Genomic DNA, 23,039 nt, shown 5'->3' with positions numbered 1-23,039 from the left:
CAGGCCGCAGCGCCGGCAGCGCGGCGTGGCTAGGGTGCGTGGGTGGCACAGCTGATTTCCGCGATACGTACCGCACCCGCCCTGCCCGTCCCGGCGCCGGACATCGTCCGCCGGCGTCCGGGCCGGGACGCGTTCTTCGACAACGCGAAGTACCTGGCCATCGTGTTGGTCGCGATGGGACACGCATGGGAGCCACTGCCCGGCAGCGGACGGATCGTGGAGGCGGTCTACACGCTGGTGTACGCCGTGCACATGCCGGTGTTCATCATGATCGCCGGCTATTTCTCCCGCACCTTCGACGGCAGTACGGCCAAGGTCCAGCGGCTCCTTGGCGGGGTGCTGGTTCCGTACGTGGTCTTCGAAGTGGCGTACACGCTCTTCCAACGGCAGCTGCGGCAGCCGGACTTCCCGCTCTCCCTGGCCGATCCGTACTGGATCCTGTGGTTCCTGCCCGCGCTGTTCCTGTGGCGCCTGTCCGTACCGGTGTGGCGCGCGGTGCGGTGGCCGCTGCCGCTCGCTCTGCTGGTCGCGGCCGTGGCGTCGGTGGCGGACGGGATCGGTGACGACCTGGACCTGGGGCGGGTGCTGCAGTACTTGCCGTACTTCGTGCTCGGTCTGTGTCTGCGGCCCGAGCACTTCGCACGGGTGCGGGACCGGCGCGTGCGCGTCGCGGCGGTCCCCGTGGCCGCGATGGCTCTGCTTGTCGCCTACTGGGCGGTGCCCCGGATGAACACGTCCTGGTTCTTCCACCGGTACAACGCACAGGACTTGGGCATGGCCGCCTGGACAGGGCCGGTCATGACGTTCGGGCTGTTCGCCGCCGCCCTCGTGCTCGGCGTGTGCTTCCTGGCATGGACGCCGGGCCGCCGCATGTGGTTCACCACGCTCGGCGCCGGCACGCTCTACGGCTATCTCCTGCACGGCTTCGTGATCCGGGGTGCGTCCTACCTCGGCTGGTACGACCACGAGTTGCTTGCGTCTCCGGCGGGCCGGGTCGTGGTCTCCCTCGTGGCGGCCGCCGTGGTGACCCTGCTGTGCACCCGCCCGGTGCGTACGGCGCTGCGCCCCGTCGTGGAGCCCAGCCTGGACCGGTTCGTGCGACGGGGGGTCTGAGGACGGAAGTCGGCGGTGTACCGGCCGGCTCGGACGGCGATGCACCGGTCGGCGCAGACGGAAACAACAAGGCCCCTCCGAGCAACTCGGAGGGGCCTTATTCCCTTTTCAGGGGCGGTGGCTGGGGCCGGGATCGAACCGGCGACCTATCGCTTTTCAGGCGATCGCTCGTACCAACTGAGCTACCCAGCCACGAGGTTCAAGAAAAACCTCAGCGGTCCTGACGGGATTTGAACCCGCGGCCTCCACCTTGACAGGGTGGCGAGCACTCCAAACTGCTCCACAGGACCAAGCTGTTGTGCGACTCAAGTGTCGCACAGGGTGTTGCGTGCCCCCAACGGGATTCGAACCCGTGCTACCGCCTTGAAAGGGCGGCGTCCTAGGCCGCTAGACGATGAGGGCTATCGGCCCGCCTGGGCACCGCTCGGTGAATGAACACTGTGCAGCGCGTCGGGGACGTGAGAAGCATATGGGATGGGGGGAGGTATCGCCAAAACGGTTTACGGACCCCGGCTCGAGCGCGGGGGAGGCCCCGTGGGGGAGGGGGTCGCGCCCGGGGTGTTCTCCTCCGGGAGATGGCGGCTGACCTCGGCTTTTGTCAGCCCCAGACCGCCGAGGCGGATCTCGTCCCAGGCCTGGAGATGTTTGGTCCGGCGGTCCAGGTAGAGCACGGAGGCCTCGATGGGGTCGGGGTCGTCCCCCTCGTCGACCTCGACCGCGCGCAGACCGCTGCCGCCCGTCGACCCTTCGATACGGAGCCGGGTGCCCCGGTCCATGACCTCCATCTCCTGGTGGTGCACGTGCCCGGCGAGCACGAGCGGGACCGCGCCGTCGGTCTGGCGGGCCGCCACCGGGTTGTGGGCGACCGCGATGTCGACGGGGGTGCCGCGAGAACGATGTGCCCACAGCGCCGAGGCCAGGGTGGACCCGGCGATCTTCTCCGCCGGATCCCCCTCGGCGACCACCGAGCGGTCCGGGGTGTACTGCGGATCGCCGATGCCGGCGATGCGCAGCCCCGCGACGTCGGCCGCTTCACCGTCGTCGAGGACGTGGACGTTCTTCAGGCCCTCCAGATACGCCTGGGTGGCTTCGGAATCGTGGTTGCCGCGGACCCAGACGTACGGGGCGCCGAGGTCCTGGACCGGGTCGAGGAAGGGGTTCTCGGCAGGGCTGCCGTGGTCCATGGTGTCGCCGGAGTCGACGATGAGGTCGATGTCGTACTGCTCGACGAGGGAGCCGATGATCTGCCACGCCGCGGGGTTGAGGTGGATGTCGGAGACGTGCAGAAGGCGGATGGTGGTGGGGTCGGCCGCGTACTGCGGGAGCGTGGAGGCGGCGTCGTACAGCCGGGTGACATTGGTGACCAGGCGCGCCAACTCCTTCTGGTAGACGTCGAATTCGGTGACGATGCTGCGCGCGTTGCCGACGAGGGACGGGGCCGAGGCGAGCAGCCCGTCGAACTTCGGCTCGAGGACCGACTTGGGGTTCCAGGTGGCGAAGGCCGAGAGCCCGGAGGCCGCGAGCAGCGCGAGGGCCGTGCCGCCGGCCGCGAGGGCGCGGCGAGGGGTGCGGTAGACGGCGAGGCCGAGCACCGTGGCGCCGGAGACCACCGCGATGCAGGAGCGAAGCGCCAGGTCGCGGGTGCCGGAGACGACGTCGGCGGTGACCTCGTCCTGCAGGCCCGAGAAGCGCTCGGGGTGGTCGACCAGGGCCTGGGCCCGGTCCGGGTCGAGGCGGTCGACGTCGACGTCGAGCCGGATGGGGGCGCGGTGCGACTCGAGCCGCAGGGAGCCGAGCGGCGAGATGTTGATCTTCGTGCCGCCGTTGACGGAGGGCCGCAGCGTCATCTTGGTGTCCATCGGACCCACGGGGGTGCGGACACTGCCCACGATCAGGAGCCCCAGCCACGCGCCGAGCAGCACCACGGCGACCATGCCGAGCGCGCGGGCGTAGGGATGCGGAGGGTGGACCAGTTCGGGGACGGGGTGCGGGTGGCGGGCGCGGTAGTGGCGTACGAGTGCGCGAGGTGTGTTCCGTACGCGCGCCGCACGCCCCAGGAAGGGGCTTGTCGTGCGGCGCACGCGTGCTGCTGCGTGGCGTAGGCGGGCTATGGCGGCGTACGGGTCGCGGGCCATTGGGCCCGTATGCCCGGATGGGTACGGGGTTATGCCCCGGTCCGGGTGCGGGGTGCCGCGGACGTCGGGATGCCGAGGTCAGCGCTCCGAGGCCGGCGCCCCGAGTCCCTCCGAGGTCAGCCCCAGCCCAGCTCGTGCAGCCGCTCGTCATCGATGCCGAAGTGGTGGGCGATCTCGTGGACCACCGTCACCGCGACCTCGTGGACGACGTCCTCGGACGTCTCGCAGTAGCGCAGGGTCGGGCCCATGTAGATGGAGATACGGTCCGGCAGCACGCCCGCGTACCACTCGCCGCGGTCGGTGAGCGGGGTGCCCTCGTAGAGGCCGAGCAGTTCGGGGTCGTCGGCGGGGGGTTCGTCCTCCACGAACACCGCGACGTTGTCCATGACCCGGGTCAATTCCGGCGGAATCTGGTCGAGCGCCTCGCTCACCAGCTCTTCGAAGGCTTCACGCGTCATCTCCAGCACAGGGCCATTGTCCGCGAGGCGGCCGGTTTTCGTCGGGCCGCCGGTTGGGCCGGTTTCTGATCGGCGGCTGACGGTTTGTGGCGGGGTCGGTTCGCCCGTGGTGCCGCATGTCCGCAACGGAGCGGACCTGGTGCCACACCTGTCGCATCCGTGTCTTCTTACGCCGTACGGGAGTTGGGCACCGCGATCCCCGTCGCCGCGCCCCGGAGGTGCCGCCGTGCGCCAGCCGTCCTTTCCCGACCGCCCGCCATACGGCCGTTCGCTGCGGTGGGCCGCCGTGCTGCTCGCGGTCGCGGCGAGTGCGGGGTGCGTGAGCCTCGGGGGCGACGGGGACAAGCCCGCGCCGGGGCCCTCCACCTCGCAGCAGGGTGACGGGACCGGACCCGACGGGGGTGCGGTGGTCTCGGGCGGCGCGCGCGGCGGGCAGCCGGCGGCGAAGAACGGGGCGAGCCCGAGCGCGTCCGGCTCCGGTACGCCCAGTGCGTCGCCCTCGGGCGCCGCCGAGCCGTCCGCGGGCCCGGCCGGCCCGGACCCGGCGCCGACGAGGACCCGTACGAAGGACCCGAGGCCCAGCCCGTCCCAGGAGCCCCCCGAGCCGGAGCCCTCGCCGACCCCGACGCCGAGCGAGGAGCCGTCGCCGCAGCCGTCGGATTCGGCCGGAGCGCACCAGACGCAGCTGTCCCAGGAGAAGCGGTACGAGGAGATCCAGGAGCGGGAGCCTTCGCCTCGGCGAGGCCCTGCCTGAGCCCGTCCGGGGCGCCCCTGACCTGCGTAAAGGGCCTGGGTGCAGTTGCCCCGAAGGGGGCCGGTTTGCCTTTTGGTACGGGGGGTGCGTACAGTGGTAGATCGTTTGATCCCATTTGCCCGGCGCCGCAGAGAAGAGCGCCGCGAGGCGCGTACTCTCCCTTGCCGTGACTGGACCGCATTGAGGCGGTCGAATTGTGACTTCACGGAGTTATGGGCGCGTGCCGAGACTCCGAGAGGTTTCAGTTTCGCATGTCCACTTTCAGTACCGATCACTCCGTCATGCCCGCGTCCGCTGAGGACGAGGCGGTCGTCGAGACCGCCGACCTCGCTGTCGAGGCTGACGTAACCCCCGAGGCCCCCGAGATCACCTTCGGTGAGCTCGGCCTGCCCGAGGGCATCGTGCGCAAGCTCGCGCAGAACGGTGTGACCGCCCCCTTCCCGATCCAGGCCGCGACCATCCCGGACGCCCTGGCCGGCAAGGACATCCTCGGCCGTGGCCGCACCGGCTCCGGCAAGACCCTGTCCTTCGGTCTTCCGCTGCTCGCCCGTCTGACCGAGGGCCGCACCGAGAAGCACAAGCCGCGCGGTGTCATCCTCACGCCGACCCGTGAGCTGGCCATGCAGGTGGCCGACGCGCTCCAGCCGTACGGCGACGTCCTCGGCCTGAAGATGAAGGTCGTCTGCGGCGGTACGTCCATGGGCAACCAGATCTACGCGCTCGAGCGCGGCGTCGACATCCTCGTCGCCACCCCGGGCCGTCTGCGCGACCTCATCAACCGTGGCGCCTGCTCGCTCGAGAACATCGAGGTCGCCGTCCTCGACGAGGCCGACCAGATGGCCGACCTGGGCTTCCTGCCCGAGGTCACCGAGCTGCTCGACCAGGTCCCGGCCGGCGGCCAGCGGATGCTGTTCTCGGCCACGATGGAGAACGAGATCTCCACGCTGGTCAAGCGCTACCTGAACAACCCCGTGACGCACGAGGTCGACAGCGCCCAGGGCAACGTCACGACCATGACGCACCACATCCTCATCGTGAAGCCCCGCGACAAGGCTCCGGTCACCGCCGCGATCGCCGCGCGCAAGGGCCGCACGATCATCTTCGTCCGCACCCAGCTGGGCGCCGACCGTATCGCCGAGCAGCTGTGCGACGCCGGTGTGAAGGCCGACGCGCTGCACGGCGGCATGACGCAGGGTGCCCGTACCCGCGTCCTCGAGGACTTCAAGAAGGGCTACGTCAACGCCCTGGTCGCCACCGACGTCGCCGCCCGCGGCATCCACGTCGACGGCATCGACCTGGTCCTGAACGTGGACCCGGCCGGCGACCACAAGGACTACCTGCACCGTTCGGGCCGTACCGCCCGTGCCGGCCGCAGCGGCACCGTCGTCTCGCTCTCGCTGCCGCACCAGCGCCGCCAGATCTTCCGCCTCATGGAGGACGCGGGCGTCGACGCCACGCGTCACATCGTGGGCGGCGCGGGCGCGTTCGACCCGGAGGTCGCCGAGATCACCGGTGCGCGTTCGCTGACCGAGGTCCAGGCGGACTCCGCGGACAAGGCCGCTCAGCAGGCCGAGCGCGATGTCGCCTCTCTGACCAAGGAGCTGGAGCGCGCGCAGCGTCGCGCCACCGAGCTGCGCGAGGAGGCCGACCGTCTCACCGCGCGTGCGGCCCGTGAGCGCGGCGAGGACCCGGAGACGGCCATCGCCGAGCGTGCGGCCGAGGCCGTCGTCGAGGAAGCGGCCGCGGCCGTGACCGAGGTGCCGGAGCAGCCGGTGGCCGAGGAGCGTCCCTCCTCCTACGAGCGTCCGCAGCAGCGCCGCGACGAGCGGGGCAACTACGAGCGCCGTGACAACCGTGGTGGCGGTTTCAACCGCGACGACCGTGGCGGCCGTTCCTTCGAGCGTCGTGACAACGACCGTGGCGGCTTCAACCGCGACAGCCGTGACAACCGCGGCGGCGGCTTCAACCGCGACCGTGACAACGACCGCGGCGGCCGTTCCTTCGAGCGTCGTGACAACGACCGTCCGTTCAACCGCGACCGCGACGACCGTGGCGGCCACCGCGGCTCGGACCGCCCGTTCAACCGCGGCGGCTCGGACCGTCCGTTCAACCGCGACAGCCGTGACACCCGCGGTGGCGGCCACCGTGGCTCGGACCGCCCGTCCTTCCGCCGCGACGACCACCGCTCCGGTTCCGCCGGCTCGGGTTCGTCCTTCGGCCGCCGCGACGACAAGCCGCGCTGGAAGCGCAACGGCTGAGCTCGGGCATAGCGTCTGATATTTGAGCAGCGGGTCCGTCCTTCGGGGCGGGCCCGCTGTTTCGTATGCAGAGCTGTGAATATTGCCTGCTGAGAGACCGTCAGTGACTGATATCGTCTCCCGACTCGCATGAGGTGTCTGTGGCTGAGGGGGGCTTGGCCGGCGTCTCGATGTGCTTTCTGCTTCCGGGTCGCGCTGACCGCGTACGCGTCGGGCAACCTGCCGACCACTTTCAAAGCGGTGGACAACTGGAAGGGGTCCTGGCAGCTGTCCAGGCCGGCCGCTTCCTGGGCATTGACGGTGAAGTCCTCCACGACTGGCGCTACCGTGCGCACCCTCACCGGGGGTGAGCAGCGTGGGCGGATCGACGTCACATGGGACGGCACGTACGCGTCAGGTGCGTACGTGCCCAGTGGCGCCTACTCGTGGACCCTCAGCGCCACCCCTGCTGACGGCCTCGGCGCGTCGGTCAGCGCGACTGGACGCGTGACCGTCACCGGTGGCTCGGCCGCGCGACGCGACCACGTGGGCATGGAGGGCGTCGCCGATGCCCTCACGCTCAACTCCTCCGGCAGCCTGACCTTCCACCGTGGCGGTACCGGCAAGTACTCCACGACCGGCAAGGTCTCGGGGTCCGGCTGGTCCGCCGCCACCGTCGCCATCCCCTTCGGTGACCTGAACGGGGACCGCTGCAACGACGTGCTCGTGCGGATGCCGGACGGCAGGATGCGGGCCTATACGCCGGCCTGTGGTGCCGCGCTGCAGCCGACCACGCAGCACAAGGTGCTCGGCACGGGCTGGAACATGCACAACGTGCTGACGGCGGCGGGTGATCTGACGGGCGACGGCCGCCCGGACCTGGTGGCGCGCAAGGCGGCCACCGGTGAGCTGTTCGTGTACCGCGGGACGGCGTCGGGGACCGTGGGTTCGCCGATACGGGTCGGCAGCGGCTGGGGGGTCTACACCCACATCACGGGCGCCGGCGACCTGAACGGCGACGGCCGCGCGGACCTCCTGGCCCGGCATACGGACGGCAGCCTCTACCGCTACGACGGCCTGGGGAACGGCCTGTTCGCGCCGCGCGCGAAGGTCTTCTCGAACTGGGGCGGCTCCTACAACGCGCTGATCGGCGCCGGAGACATCACCGGGGACGGCAAGGCGGATCTGGTCGTACGGGACAAGGCCGGAATCCTGTACCGCAACACCGGTGACGGCAAGGGCTCCTTCTCCGGCCGCACGCAGATCGCCACCGGCTGGGGTGTGTACAAGGGAGTCTTCTGACGGCGTGACAGTCCTGCGCAAGCAGGGGGAAGCGGGCCCGCTCTTCACGAGCGGGTCCGCTTCTCTTTTCTCTTCCTTCACATGCGTCCCGACTGTTACGCTCCGGCCCTCGCGCGCGAGATGGGTGTGGCCAGGGGGGCTCGGCCCGGATCTCGAAGCGCTCTGAAGAATTCTCGGGGAGGGACCCTCTTGGCCCGGCATGCGCGTTTGCGCTCTCGGGCGGCTCGGCGGCTGCGTACATCCGCCGTTCTGGCCGCCGTAACCGCCGTCAGTATCACGGGACTTACCGCCACAGGGGCGACGGCGGCCGACTCGCCGACCCCCCTCGCCACCGACGGAGTCTGGGGCATCGACTTCGCCGGCGGCACGCTGCACACGGTGGAGCGTGGGGCGAACAGCAACCGGTGGATCTTCTCTCGCGCCATCTCCGCCGACGGCACGCGTGCGAGCGAGCGGATCGGCTACGGCTATGCCGATGCCTTCGCGACCGGCTCCCATGTCCAGTACGTGCCCTGCGACGCCGGCTCCTGCGTACCGCTGCGCAACGCCGGCAACGGCCACTCCCTGCGCTTCATGGTCGGCACCGGCGGGACCGAGAAGGCGGAGATCGAGGTCGCTCCGTCCGCCTTCAGCTCGAACGCGGAACCGCTCGTCACCGGTGGACGGTTCGTCGACACCACCGGCAATTTCTACGTCTACAACGCGGCCTCGACCGGTAAGCAGTACGTCGACTACACCTCGCCCTTCAGGACCACGAACCTGCGCCTGACCCGGTCCATCACCGCCGCCTCGGTCTGGGGCACCAGGCTGTGGACCGCCAACGCGGCGGCGGGCTCGGTCAGTGCGCTCGACCTGAAGAGGAAGCAGGTCGTCGAGACGGTCTCCGTGGGCGCTCCCTGCTCCGTCAAGGAGCTGCAGGCCATCGGCCGCTGGCTGTACTGGAACTGCGGCCCGGCCGGAGCCGCAGGGGTGTACGACCAGACGACCAAGCGGAAGATCACCGTGCCGTCAGGGCCGGCCCTCGTCGGCGACGGATACCTCGTCCAGCACGACCGCGCTGCGGGCAAGCTGATGCTGACCGGCTTCCACACCGGAGCGGCCGCCCCCGCACGGGAGATCGCCGAGCTGCCGGCCGGGAACACGGCCGACCAGCGCAGGCTCACCTGGAGCGTCGACAAGTTCGGTGGCGATATCGCCTACGTCGGCCGGGACAACGCCCTCCACGTCGTGCAGAGCGGGGTGCCCGCACAGCCGCTCGGGAAGATCGACTCGGATCTCGCCGATGCCGACTTCAGCGTCAAGTCCACGACCGGCAGCCAGATCTGGAACAGCACCTGGCAGCTCAACAAGCCCGCGCACTGGACGTTCACGGTCAAGGACGTGCTCGGCAGGACCGTCCGTACGATCAAGAGCGAGGGCCCCGGCACCGAGCCCGTCGTCGGGTGGGACGGCAGGACCGACGACGGAACGTGGGTCTTCAGCGGCAAGCACCGCTGGACCCTCACCGCGACGGCGGCCGACGGCGGCGGCACGTACACGACGAGTGCCGACATCGGGGTGTACGAAGCCCGGCACGGCTTCCACGACCTGGGCTACTCCGCCCAAGGCGACCTCATGACCCTCAACTCCAGCGGGGTCCTGAGCACTCACTTCGGCAACGGCGCCGGTGCCTTCCCGTCGAAGAGCTCCGGCAGCGGCTGGCCGGCCGGCACCCGTGCCGTGCCGTTCGGCGACACGGGCAAGGACCGCTGCGCCGAGCTGCTCGTCCGGCTGCCGAACGGCGAGCTGCGCCGGTACACGGGCAAGTGCGGCGGTGGATACGTGCCGCACAGCAGCCATCTCGTCCTCGGCAAGGGCTGGGGGCAGTACGACGTGCTGACCTCACCGGGCGACCTGAACGCCGACGGCCGGGCGGATCTGGTCGCGCGCCAGACCACCACGGGCGACCTGTACTTCTACGCCGGAACCGCGGACGGCAAGCTCGCGGCCCGCGTGAGGATCGGGACGAACTGGAAGACGTACGGGCGGATCACCGGAGCCGGCGATCTGACGGGCGACGGCAAGGCCGATCTCCTCGCGCACGACAGGAACGGTTTCCTGTGGCGCTACGACGGCCAGGGCAACGGGCGGTTCGCGCCGCGCAAGCAGGTGTTCAGCAACTGGGGCCGCTCGTACAACACCGTCATCGGCGTCGGTGACATCTCCGGTGACGGCCGGGCCGACATCGTCGTCCGCGACAGCGCGGGCAACCTCTACCGCAACAACGGCAACGGCAAGGGCAGCTTCGGCGGTCGCGTGAAGCTCGCGGCCGGCTGGCAGACGTACAAGGGGATCTTCTGATGCGCCATACCGTTTCGCGCACCGCACGCCGTCTCGGGGCGGTGCTCGCCTCCACGGCCCTGTTCACGGGGCTCCTTGACGGCGCCCTCGGGCAGGCGCCGGAGGCACACGCGGCGGTGTCCGTTCCGTCCTGGGTGATCCCGCTCTACTACCAGGACGAGGGCACCCAGGTGACCCGGGTGTGCACCGGGATCGTGCTGTCCAAGTCGAAGACGCTGGCCGCGCCCGACTGTTTCACGGGCATGGGCGAGGCCGACATGGTGTGGGAGTACAACAGCAGCGGAGAACTGTGGGGAGGCAGCAACTACCCCGGCTACCGCACTCACCCGCAGTACAACGCCACCACCCGCCAGGCCGCGCTCGCCGTGACCAACCGGCGCACCCCCGACAGCGCGGGCAAGCCGGTGCTCGCGAGCTCGGCGGACAGCGCCCTGTACGCGCCCGGGGCCACGGCGGTCTTCTCCTCGTGGACCGGTCTGGTCGAGGACCAGCGCTCCAAGCACAGCGAGCAGGTCGTCATCAAGTCGGCCGCGGAGTGTGCCGCTCTGCTGGGCAGCCCGCTGCCTTCGGGCATGCTGTGCAGCGCTCCGGCTCCCGGAGCACCGCCCGTCGCGGACGACGACCAGTGCCTCGGGGACGCGGGCGGCGCGCTCGTGGCCGGCGGCAAGCTCATCGGGATCTCGGCCACACGGAGCACCGGCTGTGTGCAGTCGGGCGTACGTCTCTACGCGCGCGCCTCCTCGCATCGCGCCGTGATCGGCAACTGGACCACGGACGTCGACCTCGGCGTCGGCGACCTGGGCAGCTTCCTCGGGCGACAGTCGTACGACCTGGTGGATATCTGCGCGCCGTTTCCAGGGTCGAACCTCGGCTGCAAGCCGGACAACGAAGGCAACTTCTCCGCCCGCGGCTACAACACCGTCCTGCAGGCCGGCGACCTGAACGGTGACGGCTTCGGCGACCTGCTCGCCCGTACCTCCGGCGGAACCCTCTACCGGGTACCGGCCAGCGACTTCGAGCCGGACTTCGACCGTCGGTCCAAGATCGGCACGGGTTGGCAGATCTACGACCGCATCGTCGCGACCCGCGACCTCTCCGGTGACGGGAATCCCGACCTGGTGGCGCGGGACAAGGCCGGAGTGCTCTGGCTCCACCGCGGCACGGGCAAGGGCGGGTTCGTCAGCCGGCTGCGCATCGGCAGCGGCTGGAACACCTACACGGTGCTGGCAGGCCGCGGGGACCTCTCCGGTGACGGGATTCCCGACCTGGTGGCGCGGGACAAGGCCGGAGTGCTCTGGTTCTACCGGGGCACCGGTAAGAGCACGTTCGCAGCGCGCACCCGCGTCGGATCCGGCTGGGGCCAGTTCAACGCGATCATCGGCAGCGGGGACTTCGACCGCAACGGCATCCAGGACCTCGTCACGCGGACACCGGCCGGGGCGCTCTACGTCTACAACGCCAACCACAAGGGCAGCTTCGTCACACCGCCGAAGAAGCTGGCCACGACCTATATGAAGGGTTTCATCAGCCTGTCCTGACCAGGGAGCCCCCCTTCGCGAGCCAGGCGACCGGCCCGGAAACCGATACTCGATCGGAGCTCCGGGCCGGTCGGGCTATGCTCGGGGGTGCCATCGGCAAGGACCGTTAGCTCAATTGGCAGAGCAGTGGACTTTTAATCCATTGGTTGTGGGTTCGAGTCCCACACGGTCTACACGGTGAAGGCGAGGAGAGTCTCCTCCGACCTGGTGAGAAGCGTGAGGGCCCCCTCCTGCGGGCGGCGGCCCGTTCTTTCCTCCTCTGGGCCCACTTCGGTGGGCCGGACGCTTCTTCGTTCACCGTGTGGATGTCGCCGCCCGCCTCCGAGGGGCGAGGGCGCCACCGTCACCGCACCAAACGTGAGGCGGCGGTGCTTGCCTCGTCACCCATGGGGAGAGCGGTCCACGTCGCTACACGCTCGGGCGTCCGTAGTAGCCACCGATCTGCTCGTGGTAGCCCGGGTCGCCAATGTGCTTGTCCTTGTCGAACTCGGGGGAGTTCTTGATGCGTTCCTTGGTGCTCGCGACGTAGATCTTCTTCTCTGCCGGGTCCACGCGGGTGATGAGGCCCGCAGGCAGCAGAACGTCCTTGCCGAAGATCCACACACCCGTATCGACGACTATGTACGCGGCGCCGACGTCCTCGGAGTACTTGTCGACCTTGCCGATGCTGCCGTCGGTCGCCTCGACCTTGTATCCCGTCAGATCGCTGCCGCCCTGGTACGCGGCTTCCTGCCGATAGCCCCAGATGTTCTCCATCGCGGATGATTCCCTTCGCTCGGACTGCCGATGGGGCCGCCCGGTTGTCGGGCGAGCGGCGCATGGTGCGGCGGGTCCCCCTTCCCCGGTCCCTCACACGCGACTGCGACTGTGCGGTGCATCCGGAGCCTGCCGCGGTCGCTCGACCTCGCTCCGTCCGAGTGCGCTACCGCACCTGGGAGACGGGCTGAGCGGAGCCAGGTCGCACGGGACTGTGCTCTCCCGCCGTGGGTACCCGCACGCCGGTACAGCACCTTCCCAGGCACCCTGGGCGGACTCCCATCGAGGAAGCAGCAGTCATGGCACGTGCGGTGCTCTTCGACAGGGACGGCACGCTCGTCCACACCAGCCATCTGCATACGACGGTGTGGTGGGAGCTATTCGGCGGCTGGGGCATGAGCGGCGGCGCCCTGGCCGGGCGGCCGCTGTGCGATCTCCCGCCGCACCCACCTCGGCTGCCAGGTCCGGTTCAACGACGCGGAGCGGGTGCGGGAATGCCCCTGCCACGGCTCGAGATGAGCCACTGACGGCTCGGCCCTGCAGGGGCGCCCGCCGTACCTCCCCTGTCGCCCTGCGAGGGACGAAAGCCCGACCGGCGGGACGGCACACCCGAGCAGGAGCCGTCGCCCGCCACGAACACGGAGAGGAGGGCGAGGTGATCAGTGAACGCATGAACCGCGTGCTCGCGCTGCTGGAAAAGAACGGCTGGGCCAAGGGAGTTGACGATGCGGTGCGGGCGGCCGCCGAGGCTTTGGAGTTCACCGGTCTGGCCGTGTCGCTGTCGGTGGAGCTGACGGGCCTCGAGCCGGTCGCCTGCTCCGGCACGACAGCACGCCGCTTCGACGACCTCCAGTTCACCTTGGGCGAGGGGCCCGCATCCGACGCCCTGCGCAGCGGCGCCGAGATTTCGGTGACCGACATATCCAAGGAACGCGCTGATCGCTGGCCGCTGTTGTTGAGAGAGGTGGTGGGGTTGCGGGTGCGTGCCGTGTTCTGCTTCCCGATGGCCATCGGTGCGATCCGCATCGGGGTCCTCAGCGCCACCCGCTCCTCCCCGGGCCGGCTCACTGGCCAGCACCGAAGCGATGCCCTGGCCCTGGCCGCGTCCCTGACCACCTGGTACCTCTCCGGAACGGAGAAGGACCCGGAGGGAGTGCGGGACGGCACTGACGCCCCCGAGTTCCAAGGGCTGCAGCATTCGGTGATCCATCAGGCGACCGGCATGTTGAGCGTGCAGCTGAACCTGTCGCTGGCCGATGCCCTGGTGCGTCTGCGGGCCCACTCCTACGGCAAGAACCGTCCCATCCTCAACGTCGCCCAGGACATTGTCAGCAGGCGGCTACGCCTGCCGCCTCTCGACGGCAACACCTCCCCGCCCGCGCCGGACAAGGACTGATGCAGCATGCCTCGCGAACAACAGCTGTCCAAGATCTTCCTCGAAGTCGCCGACACGCTGGTCGCCGACTTCGACATCGTCGAGTTCCTCCAGCAGTTCACCGGGCGCTGCAGCCAGATCCTCAACGTCGAAGCGACCGGCGTCCTGCTCGCCGACGAGAAGGGCTATCTGCAGCTCCTCGCGGCATCCGACGAACACACGCGGCTCCTGGAGGTGTTCGCCGCCCAGAGCGAGCAAGGGCCGTGCGTGGACTGCTACCGCAGTGGCCGGCCTCGACTCCACGTGGACCTCTCCGACCCGGACACGGCCCGAACCTGGCCTCAATTCACGGAAGCCGCGCAGCTGATCGGCTTCACCACCACCCATGCCATTCCGCTGCGACTGCGGGAAAGCATCATCGGAGCGTTCGGCCTCTTCCAGCGCGATCCGGCCCGCCTCAGCGACGACGACATCCTCCTCGCCCAGGCCCTCGCGGACATGGCCACCATCAGCATCCTGCAGCAACGGACCCTGGCGCACAGCGAAGTCGAGCGCGGCCAGCTCCAGTACGCGCTCACCAGCCGCATCGTCCTCGAACAGGTCAAGGGCATACTCGCCGAGCGCTGGCAGGTCCCGACCGACGAGGCGTTCACCGCCCTGCGGGCCTACGCACGCGCCCGGCATCACCGGCTCACCCAACTCGCTCTGGACATCACACAAGGCCGCTTCGACACCGAGCAGATCCCCAGGCCCGCCAAGCCGCCCGGCGAGGGGCTGGACGGTATCGGTCCCGCCCCCTCGGCCCAGCACCCCTGACCCCGGCCTGCGACCTCACCCTCACATCCGCCCGGCACTGCACCGCCGACCACGCACGCGCACCCGCAGGTGAAGATCACCCGGTGCTCCGGCGATCCAGGGGTACACAGTCTCCATGGCCATTGATCAATTCGGACCCGCGCTGCCCGAGCCACGTGGGAAGCTCTCCGCCGCGGTGCTCGCCCACCTGCAGCCGGCCCCGGACACCCCCGGGGACCGTCCTGAACTGCCCGGAGTGCACGACGTAGAAGCAGCTGACGCCTATGGAGACGACCTTCAACTCGCTCTCTACCTCTGCTACGAACTGCACTACCGCGGCTTTCGCGGGGTGGACTCGGCCCTGGAGTGGGATCCGGATCTGCTGGCACTGACGGCCCGATTGGAGCAGCACTTCCTCACCGCTCTCCACGCCGACGTGCCCGGCAAGGGCGAGGTGGACGACGCAGTCGGGGAACTCCTGGCGGAGCCCGTGCACGGCAGCGGTGTGTCGCACTTCCTGCAGGAGGAAGGCGAACTGTGGCACGTACGGGAGTACGCGGCCCAGCGTTCGCTCTACCACCTCAAGGAGGCGGACCCACATGCCTGGGTGCTGCCGCGGCTGTGGGGAAAGGCCAAGGCAGGCATGGCGGCCGTGGCGTACGACGAGTTCGGCGGCGGACGGGCGGAACGTGTACACGCTCAGCTGTTCGCGGACCTGATGACCGGCCTCGAGCTGGATCCCGCCTACGGCCGTTACCTTGATGCGTGCTGTGCGGAGGTTCTCTGCACGGTCAATCTGATGTCCCTGCTGGGCCTGCACCGACGGCTGCGCGGCGCCCTGGTGGGGCACTTCGCCACGGTCGAGATCACGTCCTCGCCCGCATCCCGGCGGCTCGCGCGCGCCATGAAACGCACCGGCGCCGGAGCGGCGGCCGAGTTCTTCTACGACGAGCACGTCGTGGCCGACGCGGTCCACGAACAAGTCGTACGCAAAGACGTCATCGGCGGGCTACTGGAAGCCGAGCCGCAGTTGGCTCCCGACGTCGTCTTCGGCATCCACGCCACGACACTGCTCGAGGAACGCGTCGATGCGCGGCTCCTCGCGAAGTGGCAGGCCGGCGCCAGCTCCCTGCGTACGACCCTGTGACTGCGCAACGGAGTCCCACACCAAGGCCGGTGCGAGGCGCAGCGTGTACCCGCCGCTCGGGCGTGCATCCGAGGTGGGCATGAGGGCCTTGTCGCTCCCTGGTGTCTACGCGCCGCAGGCCGACACCGCCTTGCTGGCCGGTGCGCTCCACGAGGAACCACTGCGGCCCGGGGCCCAGGTCCTCGACCTCTGCACGGGGAGCGGAGCGCTGGCCCTGACCGCAGCGCGGCGTGGCGCCGACGTGACCGCCGTGGACGTGTCCTGGCGTGCTGTTCTGACCACCCGGGTCAACGCACGATGGGCGCGGCTGCCCATCCGCGTTCTGCGCGGCGACCTGCTCGAACCGGTGGCCGGGCACGCCTTCGACCTCATCCTGAGCAATCCGCCCTACGTCCCGGCCCCTGACGTCCGGCCACCGCGGCGAGGGCCGGCACGATCCTGGGATGCGGGGAACGACGGCCGCCTGCTGCTGGACCGCATCTGTCAGCAGGCGCCTGCGCAGCTGCGGCCCGGCGGCGTCCTGCTCCTGGTGCACTCCGCCCTCAGCAATCCCGAATCGACCCTGGCCCGACTGAGAGCGGAGGGTTTGAACGCCACCGTGACCGACCGTCGCTACACCGCGTTCGGGCCTGTGCTGCGCGCCCGACAGTCCTGGCTCCGTTCCACCGGCCTTCTTCAAGGCGACACAGAGAAGGAAGAGTTGGTGATCATTCGTGCCGAACGGCCCCTCTGACCCCGCCCGTCGTCACCTCACCATGCCGAAGGAGGGTCCGCTGCTGGCCCAAGGCCCCGTCGTAGTCGAACTCGAGGACGGCACCACTGTGGCGTCCGACCGGTTCTGTGTCGCCCTGTGCATGTGCCGACGCAGCGCCACCTTCCCCTGGTGCGACACCAGCCACCGCAACCGGCCCCGGGAACACTAGGCCTGGCGGCCGAACTTCCAGGCCAAGGCCGCCAAGGCATTCCAGAGCAACTCCACCCGTCGGCTCGCCCCGCGCGAGTAGGCTCGACATACGGTCGCCCCGGACCCGGCCCTCTCCGTGCAGTCCGTTTCGCGCAACAGAGGCTCTGCGCACTGGTGCAGCACTCTGCCGGAGGAGATGGGGCGCATGAGCTCTCATCCCGACTTGTCCGAAGCGGACGGCCAGTTGGTACGTCCGGTCCCGTTCGAAGACTGCCGTGTGGTGCGCGCGCACGGCGAGCTGGATCTGCTCACCGTGGCGCCGCTCGTACGGGCCCTGAACCTGGCCCGTACCGGAAGCGGACGGCTCTGTCTCATCGTCGACCTGAGCGAGGTCACCTTCGCGGACGGAAGCATCCTGGGACCCCTGTCCGATGCCTGGGCCGACTGCCGGGCGCGGCACGGCTGGGTCCGCGTCGTCCACTCGGCCTCGGCGACCGCGCTGCTCTTCCGGGCCGGCGGCCTCACCGACCGCTTTCCGGGATATGCGAGTGCCCGGGACGCCTGGCGCGGGGTGGCCGAAGGGCCGGGGGCCGCGTCCCGGCCGGTGCGGAGCATGGGCGCGTAGTGTTCGGCACGTACCGGTCGGCGCTCCGTGCGGGGATGCCCCGGGCCCAGCGGAACGGAGACCGGTGATCAGCAACGGCATGGCCGAGGTGCTGCGGTCCCTTCGCCCCGGAAGCGGCGGCGATCCCGCGGCTGCCGGGGCACGGGCACTGGGTGTGCCGGGCGTCGCCGTGTCCGTGTTCCCCAGGTCCCCGGACGGCGCGGGCGCGGTGCGGGCGCCGGAGCCCCTGTGGTGCTTCCCCGACCTGAGCCTGCGGTTCGAGGAGCTGCAGTTCACGCTGGGCGAGGGACCGGGGCCGGACGCCGTACGCGCCGGAATTCCCGTACTGGAACCGGACCTTCGCCTGGTGGCGCCCGATCGCTGGCCCGTGTTCCTGGCGGCCGCGCAGCAGCTGGGCGTGCACGGAGTGTGCTGCTTCCCGCTCGCTCTGGGGGGCGCCAGGATCGGTCTGCTGACGCTGCTGTGCGACGGGAACGGCCCCCTCAGCGACATCCAGCTCCGGGACACGAACACCCTGACCGCCGCCCTGGTCGCGTCGCTGCTCGGCGACCGCGGGCCGAGGGACGGGCGGAGCAGCATGAACGGCGGGCCCGCCGGAAGCGATGGGGCCGCCGGAGGTGACGGCGACGGGCTGTGGCCGCCCGAAGGGCTGCAGCGGGCCGTGGTGCACCAGGCCACGGGCATGATCAGCGTCCAGCTCGACACGACACTCGCGCAGGCCCTGGTGCGGCTGCGCGCATACGCCTACAGCAGTGGGCGTCCGCTCGGGCATGTCGCGGAGGACGTAGTGGCCCGACGACTTCGATTCGAGAGTGCTATGGACGACGATGGGAACGGGCCTCATTCGCCCGATGGTGGAGAGGGATGATCGACATGGCCCGGGAACAGCGGCTCGCCGAAGTTTTCGTCGAGATCGCGGATTCACTCATCGACGACTTCGACGTCCTCGACCTCCTGCAGCGGCTCTCCGCTCGCTGCGTGGAGCTCCTCGGCGTCTCGGCCGCGGGCATCCTGCTCGCCGACGTGGACGGGGAGCTGCAGGTCATCGCCGCGTCGGATGAGCACACCAGGCTTCTGGAGCTGTTCGCCCGGCAGCACGACCAGGGCCCCTGCATGGAGTGCTTCCGCAGCGGCGCGGCCCGCACGAACATCGACCTGAGGAATCCCCGAGCAGCCGCCGACTGGCCCCGCTTCACGCCGCGGGCCCGCGAGATCGGTTACGTGACGACGCATGCCATCCCGCTGCGTCTGCGCGACCGGGTGGTGGGCGCGCTGAACCTCTTCCAGCGGACCGATCGCCGGCTGGCCGAGGACGAGATCGCCCTCGCCCAGGCACTCGCCGACGTCGCCACGATCACGATCCTGCAGCAGCGCACGCTGGAGCAGTCGCACGTGGTGAACACCCAGCTGAACAGCGCGCTCAGCAGCCGCATCCTGGTGGAGCAGGTCAAGGGCGTGCTCGCGGAGCGCTGGAACACCTCGGTCGACGAGGCCTTCGACGCGTTCCGGTCCTATGCCCGCTCCCACCACCTGCGCCTGACGGAGCTGGCCCGGCACGTCGTCGACGGCTCGTTCGACACGGCCGTCATCCCCGCTCCGGAGGCCGGTCCGGCCGCCTAGGGGTGGCGTAACACCCGTATACGCAGGGTGAGTTGACGCGGGAGCGGCCGGCCGGTGTGCGCAGCCCGCCGGCCGCTGAGCAGGTTCACACGCTGAGCAGCAGGACGTGCCGCGGGGGCCACAGCGTCGTTCCGTACGGGGTGCCAGGGGCGTCGCGCCAACCCCAGGACCGCAGCGCCTCGACGGTCCATACGTCGGTCCGGGGGACCAGGGTGATGCCCGTGGTGTGACCGTGGTCGACGAGCAGCCGCTTCTGCAGGCGCCGGGCCAGGTTCCACTCGCGCTGCGGGGAGAGCTGCCGCACCTGGGGCGGGACCACGATCTCCCGAATCTCGAACATCCCCGCGCGCAGCGGGAATCCGTAGGCGCACGCCGTGATCGAGGTGTTCTCGGCGACGAGCAGCCCGAATCCGGGACGGCGGATGTCCGCCGTCAGGCGCTGCCGGAAGTCATGGCTGCGGCGGTCCTCCTGCCAGGTCCGTACGCCGCGGGTGGCCGCGTACAGCGCGCAGAGCTCCGGGAGCCGGTCGGCGATCTGGTACCGGGTCAGCGGGTGGAGCCGCTCCGCGGACCACGGCGAAGGGCCCCGGCCCGGGTCCGGCGAGGCCGGCCGGGCGTCGGCGGGCCGCGCCGGATGGTCTGTCATGGAGCGCATCCGTCCCTTCCTTGCCGTATCTGCCGGGGGGCCCGGCGGCCGGGCCGCGCTCGCCGGGGGACGGCCCCAGGCGGAAATCCGCAGAACGTCGCCGAGGGCCGGCCCGGCGAGAAGACACGCCTCTCCTGCGGCGTCTCCTCGACTTCCTCGTCGCCCGTGACTCCAGGGCGCGGGAGTGCCCTGGTGATGACTGCCCGGAGGGACGAGGTGCCGGAGCCGCGCTCGTCGGCGATGCGGATCCGGCTGTCTTCAGAACCGCACCCGGGGTCGAGGGGCGCGTAGACAGGGCATCTACCCGCACGCGGCACGTACATGCTTCAACGCCCGTCCTGTTCAAGGAAGTTGGCGAGAAACTCCGGCGAGGTGGCCGACTGGTCCGCCCCGGCCGTATCCGGGGGGACGACGAGCAGGTCCCAGCGCCCGCGGCCGGGGGAGAGCAGGACGATGCCGGCGGTGCCGTTGGCCGCCGGGCTCCTGCGCAGCCGGACGACCTGGCCGGCGACGAGCAGCCGGCCGGGTGCCGTGGCCCACAGGGCGCCGTTGAGCCGCACGCTGGTGATGTGGCCCCAGGTGGGGGGCAGTCCGGCGAGCAGGACGGGGAGTTCGCGGAGCAGGTCGTAGGAGCGCGGCCACCACACGCCGTCGATGGCGCGCGGTCCGCCCGTGGCGGGCGCCAGGTGCAGACGGAGCAGCGGCTGGGAGGGGGGTAGGGCATACGGTGCGAGGCTCATGAGGTGCGGCTCCTGCCGGCTGTCCTGCGTGGTTCGGCGGTTGATGCGGGTCCGGCATGACGGCCGGAGATCGGCGGAGATCGGCGGAGGTCGTCAGATACGGCGGGCGGCGATGCGATCCGGAGTCGGCCAGCGCACGTCGTGCACCCAGCCGACGCGCTCGAGCAGCCGGATGACGGCGGCCGACGGGTCGATCTGACCGCGCTCCACGCCGTGCCGGGCGCTGGTGGGGTCGGCGTGGTGCAGGTTGTGCCAGCTCTCGCCGAAGGAGAGCAGGGCGAGCGGCCACAGGTTGGTGGCCCGGTCGTGCCGCCGGGTGCGGAACGGGCGCTCACCGATCATGTGGCACAGCGAGTTGACGCTCCAGGTGACGTGGTGGAGGAGCGCGATACGGACGAGTCCCGCCCACAGCAGGCCGGTCACCCCGTACAGCCAGCTGCCGCCGATCGCCCAGCCGAGGCCGAACGGCAGCGCGAGGGTGAGCACGCACAGGAGCGGGAAGGCACGGGAGACGGCGCGGATGTCACGGTCGGCGAGCAGATCGGGGACGTAACGCTCGTACGGCGTGGGGTCGTTGCGGAACAGCCAGCCGACGTGCGCGTGCAGCATCCCGCGCAACTGGCCGCGCAGATGCGTGCCGTAGCGGTACGGGGAGTGCGGATCGCCGGGGCGGTCGGTGAACGCGTGGTGGCGGCGGTGCGTGGCGACCCAGCCGATCACGTCGCCCTGGAAGCTCATCGAACCGGCCACCGCGAGGGCGATGCGTACGGGGCGGACGGCCCGGTAGCCGCCGTGGGTGAGACCGCGGTGGAAGCCGACCGTGACGCCGAGGCCGGTGATCACGTACAGGGCGGCGCCGAGGACGATGTCAGCGGGATGGATCAGACGGCCCCACAGGAGCCATCCGCCGAGGCCGAGCGCCACGAACGGCAGCACGACGATCAGCGCGGTCACGGTGATGTACAGGCGCTCACCGGACTCGCGCGGCGGCGGCGAATCCTCTTGCGGGAACGGCGACTTGCCGTCATAGCCCTTGGGCGGCTGAACGGCATGCGAAGCAGGGTTTCGGCGGACGGATGTCAGGGACATGTACGGGCTCCTGAGCCGGATTGCGCATGGCGCGGCCGGGGTCAGGGGCTGCCTGGAAGAAGACGAGGCCGGTGTGCACGACGTGGCCGGGGACCGGACATACGAACGCCCTCGCTTCCTTCACCGTACTCCTGCCGGAGGCGAATTGGCCGGGCGTACGCTGGGGTCACCGGGTGCTCCTCGTACGCCGACTCCGTTCGGCGTCGCCTCCGGCGCACCACGACACGGGCCGCGGACCTGCGGACCCAAGAGGGGCGTGCGTCATGAACGCACCGACCGCCCACCGCAGTTCGGCCGGGATTCGGCCGCCCGCCGCGTACCCGCCCGCGCGGCTCGCCCTGCGTCCGCCGACCTTCCCGGCAGGTCCGGTGTGCGGTGCCTGGTGGCCGCGCACCGACGACCTCTCCGCCGAACTGGCCGCACTCACCGATGTGTTCGATGCCTCGCGCGGCCGCGTGACCCGGATCGCCACGCACCACGGGAGCTGGGCGAAGGAGCCGCGCACCCTGCCCGTGACGGGGCACACGGTCACGGCCACCTGGTACGTGGCCGGGCTCGACCCGTACACGATCCGGCTCTTCTCGTACGGGGCCGGCCGCTGGGACCTGTTCGTCGTGCCACCGGACAGCGAGGCCGGCGCGGCCGCCCGGCTGATGAGCGCGGCGGCGGACCCCGCTCTCCATCTCACCGGCTCCGGTCTGATGGCGGCGGAGAGCGCGGCACGGTGACGGGTGGAGCGGTGCCGAATCGGACAGAGTGGCTGGTGACGCACTCGTCACCGGGGGACCCCGCAGGAGTACCGTGGAAACACCAAGGGCACTTCGAACTCCGGCATCCACGCGGGTCTCGTCCTCGGTGAGCCAAGGCATCGGGGACGGCCACCGTGTCGCCCCGAAGACGGGTCCGCATCATGACCGCGACCGCTACGTCCCTCCGTATCACCCCACCGCCCTCACCCTCCGGTGCCCGTGTGGAGCTCAAGTCCCCCACCGGCCAGGGACTGCTCGACGGCGCCTGGTGGCCCCGTTCGCGTGACCTGACCGCCGAACTCCCCGCCCTGGCCGAGGTGCTCGATCCGCTGTGGGGCCGCGTCACCCGCGTCGCCGTCAATCCGATGCTCTGGCCCGTCGTCCCCCGCAAAGTGCCCCTCGGTCACCGTGTTCTGAATGTCGGCTGGTTCGCCGCCGAACTCGACCCGCACAAACTGCTGCTGCTGGGGTACGGGACCGGCCGCTGGGACCTTCTGGTGATCCCGCCCGAGACGGATGCCGCGACGGCGGCCCGGCTGATGAGCGCCGCCTGCGCCGTGGACGGTCCCGCGCTGACCGCCACCGATCTCGTCGCCGCCGCGCTCGCCGGCCACGACGTCGCCGTACAGGACCGGCCGCAGAGTGCGCAGGAGTCATGGGAGTACGAGGGCGGCGCGACCTCCATGCACGCCGTCCCCCGTGCCGCGGGGCGGTGA

The 23,039-nt window shown here is 70.3% G+C and carries 23 protein-coding genes and 4 tRNA genes; 18 read left to right on the top strand and 9 right to left on the bottom strand.

What is annotated here, in order from left to right; genetic code table 11:
• Positions 1-42 precede the first annotated feature (42 nt).
• Positions 43-1,113: an acyltransferase family protein gene (locus JAO81_RS32185; protein ID WP_374194381.1), complete on the top strand. Its 1,071-nt coding sequence runs from the start codon at positions 43-45 to the stop codon at positions 1,111-1,113.
• Between the two features lie 118 nt (positions 1,114-1,231).
• Here JAO81_RS32185 and JAO81_RS32180 read toward each other — a convergent pair.
• The 5 genes from JAO81_RS32180 to JAO81_RS32160 form a co-directional block, all read right to left on the bottom strand.
• Positions 1,232-1,305: transfer RNA gene (locus JAO81_RS32180), tRNA-Phe, on the bottom strand.
• Positions 1,306-1,328: 23 nt separating this feature from the next.
• A tRNA-Asp gene (locus tag JAO81_RS32175) sits at positions 1,329-1,403 on the bottom strand.
• Positions 1,404-1,442: 39 nt separating this feature from the next.
• Positions 1,443-1,515 (bottom strand) — tRNA-Glu (locus JAO81_RS32170).
• Positions 1,516-1,613: 98 nt separating this feature from the next.
• On the bottom strand, positions 1,614-3,248 hold the full coding sequence (locus JAO81_RS32165) for a metallophosphoesterase (protein ID WP_199551498.1): 1,635 nt from the start codon (positions 3,246-3,248) through the stop codon (positions 1,614-1,616).
• A 116-nt stretch (positions 3,249-3,364) separates the two neighbouring features.
• Complete coding sequence (locus JAO81_RS32160) at positions 3,365-3,715, bottom strand: metallopeptidase family protein (protein ID WP_165331597.1); 351 nt, start codon at positions 3,713-3,715, stop codon at positions 3,365-3,367.
• 217 nt (positions 3,716-3,932) lie between these two features.
• Between JAO81_RS32160 and JAO81_RS32155 the strand changes: the two genes are divergently transcribed.
• The 6 genes from JAO81_RS32155 (at position 3,933) to JAO81_RS32130 (ending at position 12,050) form a co-directional block, all read left to right on the top strand.
• Positions 3,933-4,460: a hypothetical protein gene (locus tag JAO81_RS32155; protein ID WP_307813948.1), complete on the top strand. Its 528-nt coding sequence runs from the start codon at positions 3,933-3,935 to the stop codon at positions 4,458-4,460.
• 251 nt (positions 4,461-4,711) lie between these two features.
• A complete protein-coding gene (locus JAO81_RS32150) occupies positions 4,712-6,718 on the top strand; it encodes a DEAD/DEAH box helicase (protein WP_199551497.1) in 2,007 nt (668 codons plus the stop codon).
• 240 nt (positions 6,719-6,958) lie between these two features.
• A complete protein-coding gene (locus JAO81_RS32145) occupies positions 6,959-7,999 on the top strand; it encodes an FG-GAP-like repeat-containing protein (protein WP_199551496.1) in 1,041 nt (346 codons plus the stop codon).
• 378 nt (positions 8,000-8,377) lie between these two features.
• The gene (locus tag JAO81_RS32140) at positions 8,378-10,339 is read left to right on the top strand and encodes a VCBS repeat-containing protein (protein ID WP_307813946.1); all 1,962 of its coding nucleotides are present in this window, start codon (positions 8,378-8,380) and stop codon (positions 10,337-10,339) included.
• Positions 10,339-11,877, top strand: a complete 1,539-nt coding sequence (locus JAO81_RS32135; RefSeq protein WP_199551495.1) for an FG-GAP-like repeat-containing protein — start codon at positions 10,339-10,341, stop codon at positions 11,875-11,877. The genes JAO81_RS32140 and JAO81_RS32135 overlap by 1 nt, the downstream gene beginning before the upstream one ends.
• Before the next feature lie 100 nt (positions 11,878-11,977).
• A tRNA-Lys gene (locus JAO81_RS32130) sits at positions 11,978-12,050 on the top strand.
• A 235-nt stretch (positions 12,051-12,285) separates the two neighbouring features.
• Here JAO81_RS32130 and JAO81_RS32125 read toward each other — a convergent pair.
• Positions 12,286-12,633 carry a PRC-barrel domain-containing protein gene (locus JAO81_RS32125; protein WP_199551494.1) on the bottom strand — a complete coding sequence of 116 codons (348 nt, stop codon included), beginning with the start codon at positions 12,631-12,633 and terminating at the stop codon, positions 12,286-12,288.
• A 299-nt stretch (positions 12,634-12,932) separates the two neighbouring features.
• Here JAO81_RS32125 and JAO81_RS32120 point away from each other — a divergent pair, with 299 nt between their 5' ends.
• From JAO81_RS32120 to JAO81_RS32080, 9 genes are all read left to right on the top strand, one after another.
• Positions 12,933-13,160 (top strand): hypothetical protein, encoded by a 228-nt coding sequence (locus JAO81_RS32120; protein ID WP_199551493.1) that lies wholly within the window; start codon positions 12,933-12,935, stop codon positions 13,158-13,160.
• A gap of 128 nt (positions 13,161-13,288) precedes the next feature.
• A complete protein-coding gene (locus JAO81_RS32115) occupies positions 13,289-14,029 on the top strand; it encodes a GAF and ANTAR domain-containing protein (RefSeq protein ID WP_199551492.1) in 741 nt (246 codons plus the stop codon).
• Positions 14,030-14,035: 6 nt separating this feature from the next.
• Complete coding sequence (locus JAO81_RS32110; RefSeq protein ID WP_199551491.1) at positions 14,036-14,824, top strand: GAF and ANTAR domain-containing protein; 789 nt, start codon at positions 14,036-14,038, stop codon at positions 14,822-14,824.
• Positions 14,825-14,939: 115 nt separating this feature from the next.
• A complete protein-coding gene (locus JAO81_RS32105; RefSeq protein WP_199551490.1) occupies positions 14,940-15,950 on the top strand; it encodes an iron-containing redox enzyme family protein in 1,011 nt (336 codons plus the stop codon).
• Positions 15,951-16,029: 79 nt separating this feature from the next.
• On the top strand, positions 16,030-16,683 hold the full coding sequence (locus JAO81_RS32100; RefSeq protein ID WP_199551489.1) for a HemK2/MTQ2 family protein methyltransferase: 654 nt from the start codon (positions 16,030-16,032) through the stop codon (positions 16,681-16,683).
• On the top strand, positions 16,664-16,873 hold the full coding sequence (locus JAO81_RS32095; protein WP_199551488.1) for a CDGSH iron-sulfur domain-containing protein: 210 nt from the start codon (positions 16,664-16,666) through the stop codon (positions 16,871-16,873). The genes JAO81_RS32100 and JAO81_RS32095 overlap by 20 nt, the downstream gene beginning before the upstream one ends.
• A 186-nt stretch (positions 16,874-17,059) precedes the next feature.
• Positions 17,060-17,479: an STAS domain-containing protein gene (locus JAO81_RS32090; protein ID WP_199551487.1), complete on the top strand. Its 420-nt coding sequence runs from the start codon at positions 17,060-17,062 to the stop codon at positions 17,477-17,479.
• A 64-nt stretch (positions 17,480-17,543) separates the two neighbouring features.
• The gene (locus tag JAO81_RS32085) at positions 17,544-18,347 is read left to right on the top strand and encodes a GAF and ANTAR domain-containing protein (RefSeq protein WP_307813944.1); all 804 of its coding nucleotides are present in this window, start codon (positions 17,544-17,546) and stop codon (positions 18,345-18,347) included.
• Complete coding sequence (locus tag JAO81_RS32080) at positions 18,344-19,099, top strand: GAF and ANTAR domain-containing protein (protein ID WP_199551486.1); 756 nt, start codon at positions 18,344-18,346, stop codon at positions 19,097-19,099. The genes JAO81_RS32085 and JAO81_RS32080 overlap by 4 nt, the downstream gene beginning before the upstream one ends.
• Positions 19,100-19,184: 85 nt before the next feature.
• Here JAO81_RS32080 and JAO81_RS32075 read toward each other — a convergent pair whose 3' ends face one another.
• The 3 genes from JAO81_RS32075 to JAO81_RS32065 form a co-directional block, all read right to left on the bottom strand.
• A complete protein-coding gene (locus JAO81_RS32075; RefSeq protein WP_199551485.1) occupies positions 19,185-19,754 on the bottom strand; it encodes a hypothetical protein in 570 nt (189 codons plus the stop codon).
• 317 nt (positions 19,755-20,071) lie between these two features.
• On the bottom strand, positions 20,072-20,485 hold the full coding sequence (locus JAO81_RS32070; RefSeq protein ID WP_199551484.1) for a DUF5994 family protein: 414 nt from the start codon (positions 20,483-20,485) through the stop codon (positions 20,072-20,074).
• Between the two features lie 93 nt (positions 20,486-20,578).
• Positions 20,579-21,574: an acyl-CoA desaturase gene (locus tag JAO81_RS32065; RefSeq protein WP_199551483.1), complete on the bottom strand. Its 996-nt coding sequence runs from the start codon at positions 21,572-21,574 to the stop codon at positions 20,579-20,581.
• Between the two features lie 263 nt (positions 21,575-21,837).
• Between JAO81_RS32065 and JAO81_RS32060 the strand changes: the two genes are divergently transcribed.
• Both JAO81_RS32060 and JAO81_RS32055 read left to right on the top strand, forming a co-directional pair.
• The gene (locus JAO81_RS32060) at positions 21,838-22,302 is read left to right on the top strand and encodes a DUF5994 family protein (RefSeq protein WP_199551482.1); all 465 of its coding nucleotides are present in this window, start codon (positions 21,838-21,840) and stop codon (positions 22,300-22,302) included.
• Positions 22,303-22,484: 182 nt separating this feature from the next.
• A complete protein-coding gene (locus JAO81_RS32055) occupies positions 22,485-23,039 on the top strand; it encodes a DUF5994 family protein (protein WP_199551481.1) in 555 nt (184 codons plus the stop codon).

Origin of the sequence: Streptomyces sp. N35 (assembly GCF_016464295.1) — a bacterium.
In the GTDB taxonomy this organism is placed as follows: Bacteria; Actinomycetota; Actinomycetes; order Streptomycetales; family Streptomycetaceae; genus Streptomyces.
The sequence above is the reverse complement of the archived record's forward strand: the minus strand, read 5'-3'. Positions and strand labels throughout refer to the sequence as shown.